This window comes from Sporosarcina sp. FSL K6-2383 (assembly GCF_038618305.1).
Lineage (GTDB): Bacteria > Bacillota > Bacilli > Bacillales_A > Planococcaceae > Sporosarcina.
Genome location: NZ_CP152017.1, coordinates 1,359,637 through 1,377,544 on the forward strand (window position 1 = coordinate 1,359,637; position 17,908 = coordinate 1,377,544).

The following is a 17,908-nucleotide window of genomic DNA, read 5'->3' on the forward strand; positions in this document are numbered from 1 at the left end:
TTACATGTATAATTTCTGTAAAGTGCACAGAAATTATACAAACCGAACCCTTCGTTGTTCGGCTTGTTATATTTATAAAATAATCAGGGGGCTGACTTATGAGCGCACATTTTTTTACGGGATTTCCTGGTTTTATCGCGACTGAATTGATCAAGGAATTGGTGCGTGTTGGGCAAGTAGGGAAGTTGTATGCGGTGGTGCAAGCAGGGCAAGAGCAATTGGCGAAGGATAAAGCAGCTTCGATAATGACGGAAATGAATGTTGGGATTCCTTTTGACATCATTGTAGGGGATATTACGCAAGTGAATTTAGGGATGTCTCAACAGACTGTGAACCAGTTGTATGGAGAGACATTAACGGTTTGGCATTTGGCGGCAATATACGATTTGGCTGTTAAGGCAGAAATCGCCTGGGACGTCAATGTGGAGGGGACGAGGCAGGTTAATGAGTTTGTACGCAGTCATCCCTCTATCGCCCGTTATATGTACTTCAGCACGGCTTATGTGGCGGGAAAGCGAGAAGGGTTGTTACTCGAAACTGAATTGGTTCGCCCGGCTGCCTTTAAAAATCATTACGAGGAAACGAAGTTTGAAGCAGAACTACTTGTTGAAAAGCTAAAAGCGGATGTTGCTGTGACGATTATCCGTCCGGGCATTGTCCGTGGTCATTCCAAAACAGGGAAAACGATTAAATTTGACGGACCTTATTTTTTCATGAATATGATTGATCGCCTAAAATGGATGCCTATCATCCCATATGTAGGAAAAACAACTGCCTGTATAAATGTCGTGCCGATTGACTATATTATTCAGGCAACAGTCTTTCTTGCGAGCAAAGTGGAGGCGGCAGGACAAACTGTCCATTTAACGGATCCATCGCCTCATCCAATTGAGGAGATTTATAAGGCGATGGTTGTCGAGCTGACGGGGAAAAAGCCAAAGGGAAGATTGCCGCATGCGATAGCTAAAACTGGGCTATCTTCGATTTGGCTACAGCGTAAACTAGGTGTTGAAGCAGAAACGATTGATTATTTAACATGGAATGCCACATTTGATACAATGATTGCTCAAAGTCTACTTGCGGGAAGTGGCATCAGCTGTGCTGATTTTCTCGAATCCATTCCTTCTATGACGGCATTTTATGAGGAAAATAAAAAAAATCCTGACTTTCATATTAAAATCGGATGACTTATTGTTTTACATTTATGATTAAGATGGTATACTAAAACAAAAGTACCCAACAACTTAATAACTTTTGACTTTATGTCAAGGGGGAGTAGCTTTAGGGAAACCTATTTCATAGTCGTCAATACATGGCTGACGCCATCGGTTATGATAGCTAGATTTTTGAAAATCAAAATTCTGACTTTGCGAGACCTTTGCCTTTTATTAGGTGAGGGTCTTTTTTGTTTGAAAAAATTTGTAGGAGGAATGAATTTGGAAGCAATATTATTAGAATACGCATGGGTACTCGTTGTACTGATTGTATTAGAAGGATTATTGGCAGCGGATAACGCGGTCGTTATGGCGGTTATGGTGAAGCATTTACCACGTGAACAACAAAAGAAGGCCTTGTTTTATGGGTTGCTAGGTGCATTTGTCTTCCGTTTTGCAGCGTTGTTCATGATTACGTTACTTGTAGATATCTGGCAAATACAGGCATTAGGAGCCGCGTATCTGTTATTTATATCCATTAAAAGTCTTCTAGACCAGCGAAAGAATGCAGATGAAGATCCTGAAAAGGATGAAAAATCTCGAAAAGGTTCTGGTTTCTGGATGACTGTATTGAAGGTTGAACTTGCAGATATTGCATTTGCATTAGACTCAATGCTGGCTGCGGTTGCACTGGCAATCACACTTCCAGCGCTAGGTAATTTCGATATCGGTGGCATCAATGGTGGTCAATTTATCGTTATGCTATTGGGTGGTATTATCGGATTGATCATTATGCGTTTCGCAGCTCGTCAATTCGTGGTTCTATTAGAGAAATTCCCATCTCTAGAAACAGCCGCTTTTCTGATTGTCGGTTGGGTAGGTGTCAAATTGGTCGTGCTTACGCTAGCGCATCCAAAATTACAAATCATTGACGTAGGTTTCCCACATTCGACTGGATGGAAATTGACATTTTGGATTGTCCTTGTAGGAATTGTTATTGGTGGTTATTTGTTTGGTGTGAGGAATAGTCGTAAGGAAGATAAAAAATAGTTTGCATGAAGAAGATGCCGTGAATCGTATACGGTATCTTTTTTTCTATTTTATCTAGTTTCTTCTTTCATTTTTGTATCAACTTCTCTAAAATAGGGACAACACCATTGAATGGCTGAAAGGACAGGCGATCCAGTTGAAATTCACACGTGAAAATCTTCGTAGATTTACACCAGCACAAATTATTGTTTTTTATTATTTTTTAGCCATTGCCTTTTCGGTTCTGTTGCTAAATCTACCTGGCGTTTATAAGCCTGGTGTCAAGATTAGTTTCATGGATAGTCTTTTTACAGCGGTCAGTGCCGTTAGCGTAACGGGGCTGACGACGATTAACATTTGGGATACGTATACGATTTTCGGGCTGTGTATGATTATGGTTGTTCTCCAATTTGGTGGGATTGGCATCATGTCGATTGGCACATTTTTTTGGTTAATCGTCAAAAAGCGAATTGGTCTGCGTGAGCGTCAATTGATTATGGTCGATCATAACCAATATAGCTTGGCGGGAGTTGTGCATCTGATAAGGGAAATCGTTAAGATTATTTTTTTGATTGAAATAATAGGAAGCTCAATTTTAACGGCTTATATGTTGCAATTTTACGATACGTTTAGTGAAGCACTTCTGAATGGTACTTTTTTGGCGGTATCGGCAACTACAAATGCAGGATTTGATATTACCGGCGCATCAATGGTTCCTTATTTTAATGATTATTTTGTTCAATCAATAACGATGATTTTGATTATCCTTGGGGCCATTGGTTTTCCAGTTTTAATCGAAGTGAAAAGTTATTTCTCGAAAAAAGAACAACATTTTCGTTTTTCTTTATTTACTAAAATAACAACCGTGACATTTGGTCTTCTGCTAGTCTGGGGGACTGTGATGATTTTTATATTGGAATCTTTTCACTCCTTTAAAGGTATGGCGTGGCATGAAAAAATTTTCACTGCGCTATTCCACTCGGTATCATCTAGGTCAGCGGGATTGACAACGCATGATATCACGCATTTTAGTGAAGCAACGGATATTTTCATTAGCTCGCTGATGTTTATTGGTGCATCTCCAAGCTCCGTTGGGGGTGGAATAAGGACGACAACATTTGCGATAGCCATCCTATTTCTCATTAACTTTGCACGTGGTCATGAAGTGATTAATGTGTTTAACAGGGAGATTAAGCTGATTGATGTATTCCGTTCCTATGCGGTCATTATCGTTGCAGTTGTTATGGTCATGACGGCATTGCTTATTTTACTCATAACAGAACCGGGGGTACCGGCTGTTGCACTATTATTTGAAATTACATCAGCATTCGGAACCTGTGGAATGTCGCTGGGGATTACATCGGATCTTTCGAGTGTCGGAAAAGTAATCATTATGGCATTGATGTTCATCGGGCGGGTGGGGCTCATTTCATTCCTTTATACATTAGGGGGAAAAACGAAAAAACCGCATTATCGCTTCCCGAAGGAACGTGTGATAATTGGATGAAAAACAAGGCTGTCCCTTTGAATTGGGACAGCCTTGTTTTAATTATGAAATAGCTATCGCTTGGTTGTAGAACGAAAACTTTGCTTGCTCACCATGTTTAAACACCGTTACAAGGTAGCCAAATGCTTTTTCGACAACCCCAATTTCTACGTCTGCGGGGTTTACTGCAATGGGTGTGATGAATGTTTGTTTACGGATATTGCGTGCAGTTAAACCGTAAGAGGCAAAACTTTCTCCTAGGATACTCGGATTGTTCAGTAGTTGTTGTTCAATCGCGACAAGCTCGTCCGTAGGCATATCATCTTGCCACCATACTTTCCGTGGTTGGAATTTCTGATGCGCTAAGTAATCCATCTTCATGAGACTACGTGTAATGGCCATATCTGTCTGATTATGTTCCACAAGAAAATCGTTCAGACGGGTGAATAAGTCTTCTAGCTGATGACCGATTCTGGACCAGCCCTGTGTTTCCCAGTACGTTCCAAACTGTTGGAAGAAGTCGAATGGTGTTTCAAAAACCTCTGATACGAGATATTCGACAGTGCGTGGCAAGCGATTATCGTTCCAATACTTTTCGAGGACATCTTCTGTATGCTTGATGCGTATAATATCATCGAATGATAGTACATTATTAGAGAATATCTCATAAGGCGCTTCATCAACAAATGTATAACCGTATTGTTCCGCTTGGATACGCAGCCCAGTTCCACGTAGCAATTTCAAGAAGCCGAGTTGTAATTCCTCTGGTCGCATGGCGAAAACCTCATTGAATGTATTACGGAACGAAGCATAATCCTCTTCAGGCAATCCCGCGATTAAGTCTAAATGCTGGTCAATCTTTCCGCCTTCTTTGACCATTGTCACAGTCCGTGATAGTTTTTCAAAGTTTTGGCGTCGTTGCACAAGTTCATTCGTTAAATCGTTTGTAGACTGTACACCAATCTCAAAACGGAATAGTCCAGCAGGCGCGTTTTCATTCAAGAAATGGATGACTTCCGGGCGCATAATATCACCGGTAATTTCGAATTGAAATACCGTTCCCGGGACATGTTCATCAATTAAAAATTGGAACATTTCCATGGCATAACTTCTACTAATATTAAACGTTCGATCGACGAACTTGATGGTTTTGGCACCATTCGCCATTAAATAACGAATATCATCTTTAATGGCATCCCGATTGAAGTAGCGTACGCCGACTTCGATAGAGGATAGGCAAAATTGACAAGAAAATGGACAACCACGGCTTGTTTCAATATACGTTACGCGTTTGCCTAGTTCCGGTATATCTTCCTCGAAGCGAAAAGGACTAGGTAGCTCGCGCAAATCTAGTTTTGGGCCAGGAGCTGTAATTTTCAACTGGTTTTCCTTATGATAGGCAATTCCTTGTACAGTCGAAATATCTTCCTTACCTGCAAAGACATCCAACAACTGTTTAAAGGTTCTTTCCCCTTCACCGATAGCAATCACATCGATTTCTGGTACGCGTTCTAACCAATAATCGTAGTCATACATTACTTCAGGGCCACCTGCAATAATTTTGACATTTGGTTTTACTTTTTTAAGCATACGTATTACTTTAATCGTTTCTTCAATATTCCAGATATAGAGACTGAATCCGACAACGTCTGGCATTTTTTGATATAAATCTGATACGATATTTATCGTTGGATCCTTAATTGTATATTCAGCAAGGGTCGAATTATATTCTGGTAATGCATATGATTTTAAATAGCGGATGGCGATATTAGTATGAATATATTTCGCATTTAACGTTGAAAGTATGATGTTCATTGTTTGAGTCCTCTTTTCTATTATAGTTATTACACATTATTCATTTTTGAATTTAGGCAAAAAGTTCTATATCCAACACATTAAGGATATGGAATAATCAGAATTAGTGGCGTTTTGCATAAATTTGACCTTTCTGCATGAATCATTGCTATTTTTCATACTGTCTTGAAAAAGGATCAGGAGGAATACACTTGAAATGTAAAAAGGAAAAGGTAATGAAACATATCATTTTTTTATTAAAAGACGTAGAAAGACCGGGTGTAGTTTTTAATCTCTCAGGTACGTTATTATTTGTAAACAATACATTCAAAAAAAAATTTGGTGTCCAAGAGGAGACAAGTATTGAGCAGTTCATTGACGAACAATCTATAAAGCAGTGGGATGAAGTTCTCGGCTGCTTACATGAATGTGAACAAAAAATCATAGATGTGGAGATTCGAACCGTATCTGGTAGTATACATGCTACAAAAGTGCATCTCATGTATATAGATGACGTTCATCAGATTGTTGCGTTTTTTGACATTCAGAACTATGACGATAATCTTGCAGGAAGAGCATATGTACATGCTTTTCATAACTCGGACAGTTTCATGGTCGTTGTAGATCAGCAAGGTATCATCCTAGATGTCAACGATATGCATACTGCATTTTTAAATATGCCTAAAGACTATTTTGTAGGTAACGATGCATCTGTACTCGCAACATTACTTCAGGGGGATCCTGAACTATTTCTTAAATATAAAAGAGACGTACACATCTATGGGTATGCAGAAGAAACAAAACGATATGAACGAACCGTTGACGATATAAGATATTATCATATATCTACTTTTTTCGATAGTAAAACTAAAATGTATTTGATACGTATGAATGATCGAACAGAGAAAATACTTTTAGAGGAGCGATTAGCCCACTCTGGTTCATTGTCAACAGTTGGTGAATTGGCAGCTAGTATTGCTCATGAAATTAGAAACCCGATGACGACACTAAAGGGCTTTGTCCAACTATTGAAGCTATCTGCCAATGGTGATGCGATAAAATACCTTGCAGTAATAGAAGGGGAAGTAACAAGAATGGAGTCGATATTGAGTGAGATGCTCATTCTGTCTAAGCCTGGATTGAATAAAAAGACGTTGCTCTCTCTAGAGGTATTAGTAGCTGATATGGTCCGAGTCATGCAGCCTAAAGCGATATTGGAAGGAATCTCTATCGAGCAAAAAGAGACGGGTATGCAAAATACGTTGATGAATGCTGATGCAGACAAAATGAAGCAGGTGCTCCTCAATCTCTTTAAAAATGCTTTTGAGGCAATGTCTCCTGGTGGAATTTTAACGACTTCGATTGAGTCGGATAATTCGCAGCAACTAATTCTGAGTATTTCTGATACTGGAAAAGGAATGAATAACAATCAAATCAATCAGGTATTCATGCCGTTCTTTACGAGTAAACCGGAAGGGACAGGACTGGGTTTACCTTTTGTTCTTAAAGTAGTTGAAGAACACGGGGGGACCATTTCAGTTGAAAGTGAGATTGATCAAGGCACAACCTTCATCATAACATTTCCGCTCGTTATTTCCCATATGAAGAGTCCGGTTCAGGAAGACAAAAAGTTATTATCATCATGAAGTAACCGTTTCTACACTTGTTCTCTTTTGACAGAAGGGGATGCTTACCGTTATAATAGTGGCGACTCTTTAGTGTGAGACAAAAGGTGGAACAGAAAATGACAACAAATACAGAACAAGCCTTAAAGTTATTTATTGTCCTTACGAGGGCAAGTAAAGTAATTTTAGAAGAGGCTAATATAACGAGTAACAAATACGGACTGAATCCGACTGAATTCGCAGTTCTTGAACTCCTTTACCATAAGGGGAAACAACCGATCCAGAAAATAGGTCAGAAAATTTTGTTGCGAAGTGGTTCAATGACATATGTTGTGGATAAGCTAGAACAGCGCGGGCTATTGGAACGCGTATTTTGCAAAGAGGATAAGCGTATCACATATATGTCAATTACATCTAAAGGGATGGAGTTAATGACTTCCATATTTCCGGAACATGCAGAACATATTGAGTCGATCATGTCTGCTTTGACAGTGGAAGAGCAAGGGCTGGCAATTGATTTAATCCGCAAGTTAGGTCTATCAGTGAAAGATTTGTCATGAATGACGGCATCTCGCTAAGAGTGCCGTTTTTTATTAATGAAAAACCGTATGGAATGGTTTTCCATACGGCTCTATTTGATTTGATTTATTTTGTTACAATCGTTTCACCCATGTGCAGGAAGTTTAAGAAATGCTCTTTATTTGGAGAGTCGAAAATCGTTAGTCTAACAATCATGCTCCCACGCTCAAAGACAATACCTGTAACAGATCCATTAGCAAAAACTGTAGCATTTTCAATTCCTTCGCCTGTAGGAATTGCAGCTTCATCAGTCAATTTAGCTGGCGTGCTTGCTTCGTTTGTCGCTTCAAGGATAGCAATCATGTTTTCAACGAGATGGTCATATGTACCTGGCTCGTTTGCGATCGTTTCGATGCGCATGAACTGCGAACCATCTGCATCAAAGAATAGGCTATCCTTACCAGGTTCTTCGCTTGTCAATGTATAATCGGGAAGGACAGCGATTGTATAGTTTTGTTCATCACTATCTGTTACTGTCGCTTTTTCCATTTCGTTATTCGATGCAACAGGGTCTGTTGGTTCTTGCTTGTCATCAATACCTTTGTCTATATCCTCTACTGGGTTTGCAGTTCCATTTGTACTGCCGTCGGTATTGTCCTTACCGGTATCTGTTCCGCATGCAGTAAGTAGTAAAGCGGTCGCGATTGCTGCATATAAAAAACTCCATTTGCTCTTCATCGAAAACCCCTCCTATACTAAATTGGACGAACTCAATTCGTTAATGTTTCATTCCTTAATTTGGCCTTCACCATGAATGATTGTATAACGTTTGTGGTTGATGACTGTTTTTTCTTCCATTTCAAGCTCTTCAAAGTTTTCCATATATGTAAGGTCTACAATGACTGAGTTTTCATTTACTTTTTCAACAATCCCTTGTAGGCCATCTTTGAATTCGATAATATTGCCGACCGCTGCAATTAACATTTTAGTACAACTCCTTTATGAATAGTCTAGTCTTGGCGTCAAAATGGTTGATTATCACTTTAGGTTAATCGTTTATAGTGTGCCTTAAAAATAGTGTAACGTAAAGTGTTTTCAATTTCTATCGTTATTGGCAGATTGTAAATATTTTTTTGAAGAGTTGTTTAGTAAGGAGCGTCGCTTTTTAAGTGAAGATTCCTGTATAATAGGGGATGTAGCTATATGTTATTCCATTGATGGAGGGATTGTCTTGGAGTCTGACTTGGAAGAAGAGATTGAAATGATGCGTGAAGCTATGATGGGGGCAGCCGATAAAGAAGGTCTAATCGCCGATGAAACGCTTGAGTTAAGTAGAAAACTTGACAGCCTCATGAACCAGTTTGACAAGCGTAAGGACTTATCTTAATCAAGAAGAGTAATTGTGTTCGAAAAATAAAAATAATTATTTATAAAAGATGTTTAATGTGTCGAAAAATAGGGGAAATTACTAGTGAACACAGCAACATTCTCATTTCCCCCTTTTGAGGACAGCCCTATTACAGGGACTGTCCTCCTTTTTTGTGCCTACAGGATGTAAGTATGCAGTCATTGCGAATCGAACAGCGAAGGGTTCGATTTGCCGTATTTCTGTGTACTCTGCAGAAATTAAGGCACTAGGTCTTCGAACAGCGAAGGGTTCGATTTGCCGTATTTCTGTGTACTCTGCAGAAATTAAGGCACTAGGTCTTCGAACAGCGAAGGGTTCGATTTGCCGTATTTCTGTGTACTCTGCAGAAATTAAGGCACTAGGTCTTCGAACAGCGAAGGGTTCGATTTGCCGTATTTCTGTGTACTCTGCAGAAATTAAGGCACTAGGTCTTCGAACAGCGAAGGGTTCGATTTGCCGTATTTCTGTGTACTCTGCAGAAATTAAGGCACTAGGTCTTCGAACAGCGAAGGGTTCGATTTGCCGTATTTCTGTGTACTCTGCAGAAATTAAGGCACTTTCGAGACGTCGCGTACTTAGACTGCCTTCCATAATTGTGGCGCACTTAAGCCGCGATTTCCTAGCGGCTGTTCAAAATTGATTCTTAAATAATGGAAAATAAATTGTTTTTTGATAAAATAGAAAGAAGATAAAAAATGGTTTGGGGGAATTTTTTGTGAAAAGCAGTAAAGTTGCGTTTATTGGTACGGGTGTTATGGGCGCGAGTATTGTCAGACACTTGCTACGTGAGAACTATGAGGTTGCTATTTATACGAGAACGAAGTCGAAGGCGGAGCCACTCGTGGAGGCAGGTGCAGTTTGGTCGGATACAGTTGGACAAGCGGTGATTGGGGCTAATGTGGTACTAACAATGGTTGGCTATCCGACAGATGTAGAAGAGGTTTATTTTGGCGAAAGCGGTATTTTCGCCAATGGGAAGGAAGGTCAGATTGTTATCGACATGACGACATCTAGTCCTGCGCTTGCTAAACGCATTGCGGAGCAAGCGGCTATGCTGAAGATGGCTTCAATTGATGCGCCAGTATCCGGTGGAGATGTGGGAGCAAAAAATGGTACATTGTCAATTATGTGTGGTGGAGATAAGCGAGTATTCGATGAGGTTTTGCCTATGCTTTCGGTTTTTGGTAAACAAATTGCCTATCAAGGTGTAGCAGGTGCTGGGCAGCATACAAAAATGTGTAATCAAATCGCCATAGCGACGAACATGATTGGGGTTTGCGAAGCAATTGCTTATGCTCAACATGCAGGACTTGATGCAGAAACTGTGTTAACTTCTATTACCTCAGGTGCCGCAGGTTCATGGTCTTTATCGAACTTAGCCCCTCGTATGTTACAGGAAGATTTTGAGCCAGGATTTTACGTGAAGCACTTTTTAAAGGACATGAATATTGCATTAGCAGAAGCAGAGGCTATGCAACTAGAGCTCCCTGGTCTTCAGCTTGCACATCAGATGTACGACCAACTCGTTGAACAAGGATACAGCGATAAAGGAACGCAGGCTCTTTACAAGAGATATCACGACTCCCACTGAATGTAGTGAGGGTGAGGCATTTTCACGACATTGAACGTGCCGTACCTCTGCAATTACTATATAATTTCTGCAAAGGACACAGAAATTATACAAACCGAACTCTTCGTTGTTCGGCTTGCTGTCCCAATTAGGCCAACAGGATGTTGGTCATGCATTCGTTGCCGCAGGACGCGGCGAACTTAGAATGCGTTCCTTGAAGGACGCGAATTGGGGCAGTAACTGGACACCAGAATGGGGTGTGCATTTTGTTTCGAAAAGTAAAACACCGTCTAGCTGCTAGGCGGTGTTTTACTTTTTTATTTGCCATCTAAGTAAGAAGAACGGAAACTGTGGTTATTTTGCATCGAATGAATAGATTTTTTGGGGGCGACCACTGTTTTTTGTTTGACCGTAGTTATCGGCTGAGGGGAATCGACGTAAAGGGAGAGGAGTTCGCGTGCTAATTTTAAACTCATTCGTTCTTGTGGATTCCGAGAAGTAGGGTCTTGTTGTCCAAGATGCGGAAGCTTGTTGAAGTCTTCTTTTTCAGGGATTGTATGGAAGAGGAAATTGTCACAACGCACAAGTACAGTGGAATGCTGCTTACTGAATTTAGGATTATCAACAAAATGTAATCCGACTTTTTCAGCTTTACCTAAGCGAATCAGTTTATCGATTGCTTTTTTCTTTAGGGAATATAATTGTTTATTATCAGGTGCAGTTTTTGCATGGCGATTGACTGTATAAATAGCAATGGCTAATTGTTGAGTGGATAGATCGTTTGTCAAAAATAGACCTCCTTTAAAAATATAAATGATTACATATGTTCTGATAATAACAAGAATGTGACGGAATGTACATCTTCTGACAAAAAAATGTCGAAAATAGACCATTTTGCTGCGAAAAACAGTATACTAATAGAAGTTGCATCAATCTAGTATTAATTTTGATACATACTTACCAGTCATAGGTGCAGACTATAAAGTAAGGTAACGGGCAACGTATTTATGAGTAGTTGTGACTGATAAGCGTTGTTAGCAGTAGAATACTAGCGCAACAAATGGAGGTACTTATGGGAAACATTGTAGTAAAAAATCATTTTGAAAAAATTATTGAGTCCTATATATTTGGACATTCGTTTAATATGTTTGTGCTAATCGGTAAAAAAAATCAGAATGATTTTGATGTACTTTACGCGAATTCATTGGCAATTGAGTACTTTTCGAAGGAAGTAAACGAATCGGCGTCTACATTTTTCGGAACACTTTGGAAACCAATTCAACGCAACTTGAGAAAACTACCTATGGACTCCGCTTATAAAACTGAAATTCAAGTTCTAAAAGATAAAGAAAGTATATTATTTGAAATAGATTTACAGCATCATACAGATGAATTGGGGCATGAATTTATTTGTCTGGGGTTATGTGAACGGATGGACATTGTTGCGGATAGAGAAAGCTCACTAATGTTAGAACATAAATATACATCTGTCATTGATCATAATCTCGATCCAATTATTACGATTGATGAAAATTTTAAAATCGTGAATGCTAATCGTGCAGTTCATCAACTATTTGGCTATCGCTCCAAAGAGCTTTCTGATCGTTCAATTTTGGATCTGATTGGTGAAGAAGAAGTGGAAGAATTCCAATTGAATTTCCGTCGCATATTAAACGGGGAGTCCTTTGAATTGGAAAGCTCAACGCTATTCCATAAAAATGGTTACTTAATACCAACGTATTTGAAAGCAATTCCTGTTGTTGTAGATATGGATGTTAAAGAAATTCATATGATTTTACGTGATACTTCTATTCATCGTGAAAATGATGAAAAACTGCTGTATTTATCGTATCACGACCAGCTAACGGGTTTATGGAACCGCCGGGCAATGAAAGAGCAGTTTGTTGAAGAGGCCAATTTTGCGCTGAAAAACAATGAGAATATGTCCATAGTTCATATCGGAATGGACCGTTTTAAACTGATTAATGAGTCCCTTGGTCAAAACGGTGGGGATGAAATTTTGAAGATGGTAGCTGACAGACTGAAAATGATCTGTCCTACATCAGCTAGGTTGTATCGCAACAGCAGTGATGAATTCATCGTTATTATGAAAAATCATTCTACTGCAATTACAGAAAATTTTTCACAAAAAGTATTGAATGATTTTAGAAAACCATTTTATTATGATCACCAGGATTATTTTGTCTCTGCATCGATTGGGATTTCTGTGTACCCAGAAGATGGTAAAGCCCTAGAGAAGCTATTAAGAAAATCCGAGCAGGCATTGACCTATGTCAAGGAACGTGGGCGTGCGCATTACCGCTTTTATCGGGTAGAAATGAATTCAGTGTTTCCTGATGAAGTGTTAATGGAATCTCATTTGCGCCGCGCGATTGAGTTAGATGAACTGGCCATCCATTACCAGCCACAAGTCGATTTAAAAACGGGGCAAATTGGAAGTTTTGAAGCACTTCTTCGATGGAATAACCGTAAATTTGGTTTTGTATCTCCGGCGCACTTCATCCCAATTGCGGAAGAGTCTGGTCTTATCCATAGTATTGGTGATTGGGTGCTAGATAAGGTTTGTAACCAATTGAAGGAATGGCAGGACAAGCAGTTTAAACCGGTCCGCATAGCTGTAAATATCTCTCCAAAGCAATTTAGGATGGAAGACTTTGTGGAGAAAGTGAAAGAGAAAATTTCGATTTATGGCATTCGATCTTCGTCATTGGAAGTGGAAATTACGGAAAGTGCGTTGGTAAATATAAATGAAACGCTAACCATTTTAAATGAATTGAAGGAAATAGGGATTGTCATTTCTGTGGATGATTTTGGAACGGGTTATTCTTCACTTAGTTACCTAAAGCAATATCCGATTGATATTATCAAAATAGATCGATCGTTCATAAAGGATATTGAAACAGATGTGAAAAATGAAGCCATTGCAAAGACGATTATCAATCTAGCCCATAATCTTGGAATGGAGGTCATCGCAGAAGGTGTCGAAAAGGACTTGCAGGCGAGTATTTTACTTGGAGCAAACTGTCAGAAAGCACAAGGTTTTCTGTATAGTAAGGCAATCCCTGTGGATGAACTTGTTGAAAAGTATTTTGCCTATAGCATGTAATCAGAAATACGGATGGTGAGCATGACTCACTACCCGTATTTTTTCTCGTCATGTTAGAAGGAACATGTTACAATTATGAGTGAATACTCATTCATAATTAAAGGGGGAATTGGTATGTTTGCTGACAAAGTGATAATCGTGACGGGCGGATCAAATGGTATGGGGAAGTATATGGCGAAGAAATTTGCGGATGAAGGTGCGCAGGTCGTCATTACTGGAAGAGATTTGGATCGACTAAAGGCAGCGCAAGAGGAAATCGGCAATCATGCACATCCATTCCAGATGGATGTACGCAATGTCGAATCGATTGAAGCACTGATTACTTTTACAGATAAGAAATTTGGTCGCATTGATGGGCTTATTAATAATGCAGCAGGAAATTTTATTGTACGGGCAGAGGACTTGTCAGCGAATGGCTGGAAGTCTGTCATTGATATTGTGTTGAATGGGACATTTTATTGTTCAAGTGCTGTCGGTAAGTATTGGATTGACAAAGGGCAAAAGGGATCGATTTTGAATATGCTGGCGACATATGCATGGGATGCAGGTCCTGGCGTCGTGCATTCAGCGGCCGCAAAAGCAGGTGTCATGTCGTTAACGCGTACACTGGCTGTTGAATGGGGTAGAAGTTATGGCATCCGTGTCAATGGCATTGCACCAGGTCCGATTGATCGTACAGGCGGAGCAGAGAAACTGTGGGAGTCCGAGCAAGCAGCAAAACGTACAATCGCTTCGATTCCACTTGGTCGATTAGGGCAGCCGGAAGAAATTGCGGAGCTTGCCGCGTTCATCATATCTGATAAGGCATCCTATATGAACGGTGAAATCGTAACACTGGATGGCGGGCAATGGCTGAACCAATTTCCGTTCTGACTTTAGCTAATTGAATAGCTTTTCTAATTAAGCACATCCTTCTCTTAAAAGGAGTGATGACTGAATGGACATTTGGGTTGTACCGATGATAATTGTTGTTTTACTTATTTGCACCATTGGGCTACTGTCAGCACGAAAATCGCGACAGGCCAACACGTCTGCAAATGGCCAAGATAGCGCTATTCCAGAAATAATTGAAAATCATCCATTTACATTGAACCCGATAATTTGGGTCATTTTTATCTACGCCATTTTCTTGTTTACAGTCATATTTTATTATGCAACCTCTTCTTCTTAATTAGAAGGGGTTTTTTCAATTTAGGGTCTACGTAGCCTTTTTATGATATGATAGATATGTAGCCTCTATCATGAACAGTGTGGCTACAGAGGGAGCTGATTCACATGATTTCTGTAAATAACAGGGATTTTCTCTTTACGCCAGTTGCGGATTATATTATATCATCAGAGAAGGTTGCACATGTCCAACTAGGCAATAATGCAGAGCATGCACTGCTCGTCCTAACGAAAACTGGTTATTCGGCTTTGCCTGTCCTCGATGCGAAGTATCATTTAAAAGGTCTACTTGGGATTGGGATGATTACGGATTCGATTTTAGGACTTGAGCGTATTGAATATGAACGTTTAGCTGATTTAAAAGTCGACACAATTATGCAGACTGATATTCCCTATATAAAGACGACTGATCGATTCCAAAAAGGGCTAGATCTTCTTATCAATCACACTTTCCTTTGTGTAGTAGAGGAAGATGGAACGTTTGCCGGTATATTAACACGACGTGTTATTTTGAAACAGTTTAAAAAATATATCTATTCCGTTGTTGAATAAGCGTACAGAAGGAAATGAAAGGCTCCGTGGATGGAGCCTTTTTCTGATTGTCCAGACTCCAGGCGCCTTATGCATTTCTTTAGTTGGAAGGAGAATAAGGAACTATGAACAAAAACAAAGTGACAAATCGACCATTAGTGCTTATATCCGTTATGTTGGCAATGTTTGTTGGGGCGGTTGAGGCAACAATTGTAACGACGGCTATGCCTGCAATTGCTGCTGATTTAGGTGGTTTCTCAAGATATAGTTGGATATTTTCAGCGTATTTATTAATGAGTACGGTTACAGTCCTAATCTATGGAAAGTTAGCTGACTTATTTGGTAGGAAGCCGATACTATTCATCGGTTTAACGCTTTTTTTAATCGGTTCAATTCTTTGTGGTTTTGCGGTGTCAATGGAGCAATTAATCATTTTTCGTCTTATTCAAGGTTTTGGTGCTGGTGCTGTTATGCCGATTGCGACGACGATTGTTGGTGATATCTATACAACGGAAGAGCGTGCAAAAGTTCAAGGTTATTTATCAAGTGTGTGGGGGATTTCCGCCGTGTCGGGCCCTGTCATTGGTGGACTAATCGTACAATATATGAATTGGAAATTTGTTTTTTGGGTCAATGTACCACTAGGTATTTTAGCGATGCTTGGTATTTTACTATTCCTTCATGAGCCGAAACGACAGCAGAAAGTTTCAATTGATTATAAAGGAGCTGCACTACTTACTCTATCGTTATCTGCTATTTTATTTTGGTTGAGTGAAGGAGGACAGTCGTTTAGTCGGCTTTCTTTAACAAGTATCGTCCTTATAGTAGGTGGAATTTCATTATTTATGTTTTTCATAAAGGTGGAACGACAGGCTGAAGATCCTATGATGCCGTTTGCCATTTGGAAAAACCCTGTGATTCTTTATGCAAATTTGGTGTCCTTGACATCAGGTGTTATTTTGATAGGGATATCTTCATATTTACCAACCTTCGTTACAGGGGTGATGGAGCAGCCTGCGATAATCGCTGGCTTTACATTGACTGCTATGTCCATTGGTTGGCCAATTGCATCTTCTGTTGCAGGACACTTACTAATCCGTTACGGAACGTTTACCGTGTCATTTTTTGGCGGGCTGTCGCTCATCTTGGGTACGATGTTGTTTGTGTTCATGGATGCGGGCTCCGGTCCATGGTGGGCTGCAGTTGCGAGCTTTTTTGTCGGTATTGGCATGGGGTTGACCAGTACATCATTCATTGTCACTATACAAGGCGCGGTTCCCCATGAGCGTCGAGGATCTGCGACTGCCGCGAATATGTTCATGCGCAACTTTGGTAATACAATTGGTGCTGCACTTTTTGGAGCTGTGTTAAATGGTTCGTTAATGGCCCGTTTGGAGAATGAAAAATCAACTATGGGGTTGGAAGACGTCAATTTGTTATTGACGGATGAAAATAGGGAAATGTTATCAAAAAACCATTTATTTATGCTGCAAGATGCATTGGATAATTCCTTGCAATGGGTATATATCGCAGTTGCAGCTTTTGCAATCATCAGTTTTCTTCTTATATTACGGATTCCACGTGGGAAGGGGTTATTACATGACAACGACTGAACTTGAAATTATTAAAGCACTTGCTGAAGAGGGCAATATGCGGAAAGCGTCGGAACGTTTATTTTTATCGCAGCCGGCATTGTCTCAACGCTTGCAAACCATTGAAAAAGAATGGGGTACTTTGTTGTTCATTCGCTCACAGAAAGGGCTTGAACCGACACCAGCAGGTGAGTTGGTCATCGCTCATGCGCGGGAAACTATTTTGAAAAAGGAAGAAACGTTTGCGATGATTGCTTCAATGGCGGATAAGGTGCATGGGACATTGAAAATTGCTTGTGCATCTATCATCGGACAAACGTGGCTACCACAAGTATTGAAGGAATATGTCGAGATGTATCCTGATGCAAAAATATCTCTTATGACAGGCTGGAGCTCGGAAATCGTGAAGGCTTTGTATGAAGGGGAAGCGCATGTTGGCATTGTACGTGGGCAAGTGGATTGGAAAAGCCACAAAACATATTTATTCCGTGACCATCTTTATCTTGTAGATCGCGAGATTACATCTATTGATGAGTTGAAGGATACAGATCGGCCATTTATCCAATTTAAAAGTGATTCAAATTACTTCATGGAAATCCAACGCTGGTGGCAACGTCATTTTCCGAAAAATCCAGGGCGTCAAATTACAGTCGATCAAATTGAAACATGTAAACAACTAGCGTTAAATGGAATTGGCTACGCTATTTTACCGTCCATTACATTGAGGGGTGACGAGGATGTCAATAAAATGCCGTTGCTGAATAGTGAAGAAGAGTTTGAATTGACACGAGATACGTGGTTGATTGGCTACGAGTCTTCATTTGCGTTAAAACAAGTGGATGCCTTCGCTCAAATTGTTCAAACGCATGCGGAAAGACTGCGAAAGGATTACAAATAATAAGAATA

Annotated in this window: 18 protein-coding genes; 14 read left to right on the forward strand and 4 right to left on the reverse strand. The window is 39.9% G+C overall.

Annotation, left to right across the window (positions count from 1 at the left end; translation table 11 throughout):
* The first annotated feature begins 98 nt into the window (after window positions 1–98).
* The 3 genes from MKZ10_RS06790 to MKZ10_RS06800 all read left to right on the forward strand — a co-directional run bounded on the left by MKZ10_RS06790 (window position 99) and on the right by MKZ10_RS06800 (window position 3,690).
* Window positions 99–1,187 (forward strand): SDR family oxidoreductase, encoded by a 1,089-nt coding sequence (locus MKZ10_RS06790; RefSeq protein WP_342509072.1) that lies wholly within the window; start codon window positions 99–101, stop codon window positions 1,185–1,187.
* 249 nt (window positions 1,188–1,436) lie between these two features.
* Window positions 1,437–2,204, forward strand: a complete 768-nt coding sequence (locus MKZ10_RS06795) for a TerC family protein (protein ID WP_342509074.1) — start codon at window positions 1,437–1,439, stop codon at window positions 2,202–2,204.
* Window positions 2,205–2,340: 136 nt separating this feature from the next.
* A complete protein-coding gene (locus MKZ10_RS06800; RefSeq protein WP_342509076.1) occupies window positions 2,341–3,690 on the forward strand; it encodes a potassium transporter TrkG in 1,350 nt (449 codons plus the stop codon).
* Window positions 3,691–3,732: 42 nt separating this feature from the next.
* Here MKZ10_RS06800 and MKZ10_RS06805 read toward each other — a convergent pair whose 3' ends face one another.
* Complete coding sequence (locus MKZ10_RS06805) at window positions 3,733–5,484, reverse strand: radical SAM protein (RefSeq protein WP_342509078.1); 1,752 nt, start codon at window positions 5,482–5,484, stop codon at window positions 3,733–3,735.
* Window positions 5,485–5,675: 191 nt separating this feature from the next.
* On the opposite strand from MKZ10_RS06805, the gene MKZ10_RS06810 reads away from it, so the two are divergent.
* A complete protein-coding gene (locus MKZ10_RS06810) occupies window positions 5,676–7,109 on the forward strand; it encodes an ATP-binding protein (protein ID WP_342509080.1) in 1,434 nt (477 codons plus the stop codon).
* A 98-nt stretch (window positions 7,110–7,207) separates the two neighbouring features.
* Window positions 7,208–7,648, forward strand: a complete 441-nt coding sequence (locus tag MKZ10_RS06815; protein ID WP_342509082.1) for a MarR family transcriptional regulator — start codon at window positions 7,208–7,210, stop codon at window positions 7,646–7,648.
* 85 nt (window positions 7,649–7,733) lie between these two features.
* Here MKZ10_RS06815 and MKZ10_RS06820 read toward each other — a convergent pair whose 3' ends face one another.
* The gene (locus MKZ10_RS06820; RefSeq protein WP_342509083.1) at window positions 7,734–8,345 is read right to left on the reverse strand and encodes a hypothetical protein; all 612 of its coding nucleotides are present in this window, start codon (window positions 8,343–8,345) and stop codon (window positions 7,734–7,736) included.
* 48 nt (window positions 8,346–8,393) lie between these two features.
* Window positions 8,394–8,591, reverse strand: coding sequence for a DUF2187 family protein (locus tag MKZ10_RS06825; protein ID WP_342509085.1), 198 nt, complete (start codon window positions 8,589–8,591; stop codon window positions 8,394–8,396).
* 247 nt (window positions 8,592–8,838) lie between these two features.
* Here MKZ10_RS06825 and MKZ10_RS06830 point away from each other — a divergent pair, with 247 nt between their 5' ends.
* The 3 genes from MKZ10_RS06830 to MKZ10_RS06840 all read left to right on the forward strand — a co-directional run bounded on the left by MKZ10_RS06830 (window position 8,839) and on the right by MKZ10_RS06840 (window position 10,606).
* Window positions 8,839–8,994 carry an aspartyl-phosphate phosphatase Spo0E family protein gene (locus tag MKZ10_RS06830; protein ID WP_342509088.1) on the forward strand — a complete coding sequence of 52 codons (156 nt, stop codon included), beginning with the start codon at window positions 8,839–8,841 and terminating at the stop codon, window positions 8,992–8,994.
* 154 nt (window positions 8,995–9,148) lie between these two features.
* Window positions 9,149–9,655 (forward strand): hypothetical protein, encoded by a 507-nt coding sequence (locus tag MKZ10_RS06835; RefSeq protein WP_342509090.1) that lies wholly within the window; start codon window positions 9,149–9,151, stop codon window positions 9,653–9,655.
* 75 nt (window positions 9,656–9,730) lie between these two features.
* Window positions 9,731–10,606, forward strand: coding sequence for an NAD(P)-dependent oxidoreductase (locus MKZ10_RS06840; protein WP_342509092.1), 876 nt, complete (start codon window positions 9,731–9,733; stop codon window positions 10,604–10,606).
* 296 nt (window positions 10,607–10,902) lie between these two features.
* On the opposite strand, the gene MKZ10_RS06845 is transcribed toward MKZ10_RS06840, so the two are convergent.
* The gene (locus tag MKZ10_RS06845; protein WP_342509094.1) at window positions 10,903–11,373 is read right to left on the reverse strand and encodes a YkyB family protein; all 471 of its coding nucleotides are present in this window, start codon (window positions 11,371–11,373) and stop codon (window positions 10,903–10,905) included.
* A 284-nt stretch (window positions 11,374–11,657) separates the two neighbouring features.
* Between MKZ10_RS06845 and MKZ10_RS06850 the strand changes: the two genes are divergently transcribed.
* From MKZ10_RS06850 to MKZ10_RS06875, 6 genes are all read left to right on the forward strand, one after another.
* Window positions 11,658–13,712, forward strand: a complete 2,055-nt coding sequence (locus MKZ10_RS06850; protein ID WP_342509095.1) for an EAL domain-containing protein — start codon at window positions 11,658–11,660, stop codon at window positions 13,710–13,712.
* 114 nt (window positions 13,713–13,826) lie between these two features.
* Entirely contained in the window at window positions 13,827–14,585 is a 759-nt protein-coding gene (gene fadH / locus MKZ10_RS06855) for a 2,4-dienoyl-CoA reductase (RefSeq protein WP_342509097.1), read from the forward strand.
* 64 nt (window positions 14,586–14,649) lie between these two features.
* Window positions 14,650–14,883, forward strand: coding sequence for a hypothetical protein (locus MKZ10_RS06860; protein WP_342509099.1), 234 nt, complete (start codon window positions 14,650–14,652; stop codon window positions 14,881–14,883).
* Between the two features lie 104 nt (window positions 14,884–14,987).
* Window positions 14,988–15,431 (forward strand): cyclic-di-AMP-binding protein CbpB, encoded by a 444-nt coding sequence (gene cbpB, locus MKZ10_RS06865; protein ID WP_342509101.1) that lies wholly within the window; start codon window positions 14,988–14,990, stop codon window positions 15,429–15,431.
* 104 nt (window positions 15,432–15,535) lie between these two features.
* On the forward strand, window positions 15,536–17,023 hold the full coding sequence (locus MKZ10_RS06870; protein ID WP_342509103.1) for an MDR family MFS transporter: 1,488 nt from the start codon (window positions 15,536–15,538) through the stop codon (window positions 17,021–17,023).
* Complete coding sequence (locus MKZ10_RS06875) at window positions 17,010–17,900, forward strand: LysR family transcriptional regulator (RefSeq protein WP_342509106.1); 891 nt, start codon at window positions 17,010–17,012, stop codon at window positions 17,898–17,900. The genes MKZ10_RS06870 and MKZ10_RS06875 overlap by 14 nt, the downstream gene beginning before the upstream one ends.
* Window positions 17,901–17,908: the final 8 nt, after the last annotated feature.

What these genes read in the sequence shown, in the direction of transcription:
- MKZ10_RS06790 (WP_342509072.1), top strand. Translation starts at nt 99, where the DNA reads ATGAGCGCACATTTTTTTACGGGATTTCCTGGTTTTATCGCGACTGAA.
- MKZ10_RS06805 (WP_342509078.1), bottom strand. Translation starts at nt 5,484, where the DNA reads ATGAACATCATACTTTCAACGTTAAATGCGAAATATATTCATACTAAT.
- MKZ10_RS06815 (WP_342509082.1), top strand. Translation starts at nt 7,208, where the DNA reads ATGACAACAAATACAGAACAAGCCTTAAAGTTATTTATTGTCCTTACG.
- MKZ10_RS06820 (WP_342509083.1), bottom strand. Translation starts at nt 8,345, where the DNA reads ATGAAGAGCAAATGGAGTTTTTTATATGCAGCAATCGCGACCGCTTTA.
- MKZ10_RS06825 (WP_342509085.1), bottom strand. Translation starts at nt 8,591, where the DNA reads ATGTTAATTGCAGCGGTCGGCAATATTATCGAATTCAAAGATGGCCTA.
- MKZ10_RS06850 (WP_342509095.1), top strand. Translation starts at nt 11,658, where the DNA reads ATGGGAAACATTGTAGTAAAAAATCATTTTGAAAAAATTATTGAGTCC.
- fadH (WP_342509097.1), top strand. Translation starts at nt 13,827, where the DNA reads ATGTTTGCTGACAAAGTGATAATCGTGACGGGCGGATCAAATGGTATG.
- MKZ10_RS06860 (WP_342509099.1), top strand. Translation starts at nt 14,650, where the DNA reads ATGGACATTTGGGTTGTACCGATGATAATTGTTGTTTTACTTATTTGC.
- cbpB (WP_342509101.1), top strand. Translation starts at nt 14,988, where the DNA reads ATGATTTCTGTAAATAACAGGGATTTTCTCTTTACGCCAGTTGCGGAT.
- MKZ10_RS06870 (WP_342509103.1), top strand. Translation starts at nt 15,536, where the DNA reads ATGAACAAAAACAAAGTGACAAATCGACCATTAGTGCTTATATCCGTT.
- MKZ10_RS06875 (WP_342509106.1), top strand. Translation starts at nt 17,010, where the DNA reads ATGACAACGACTGAACTTGAAATTATTAAAGCACTTGCTGAAGAGGGC.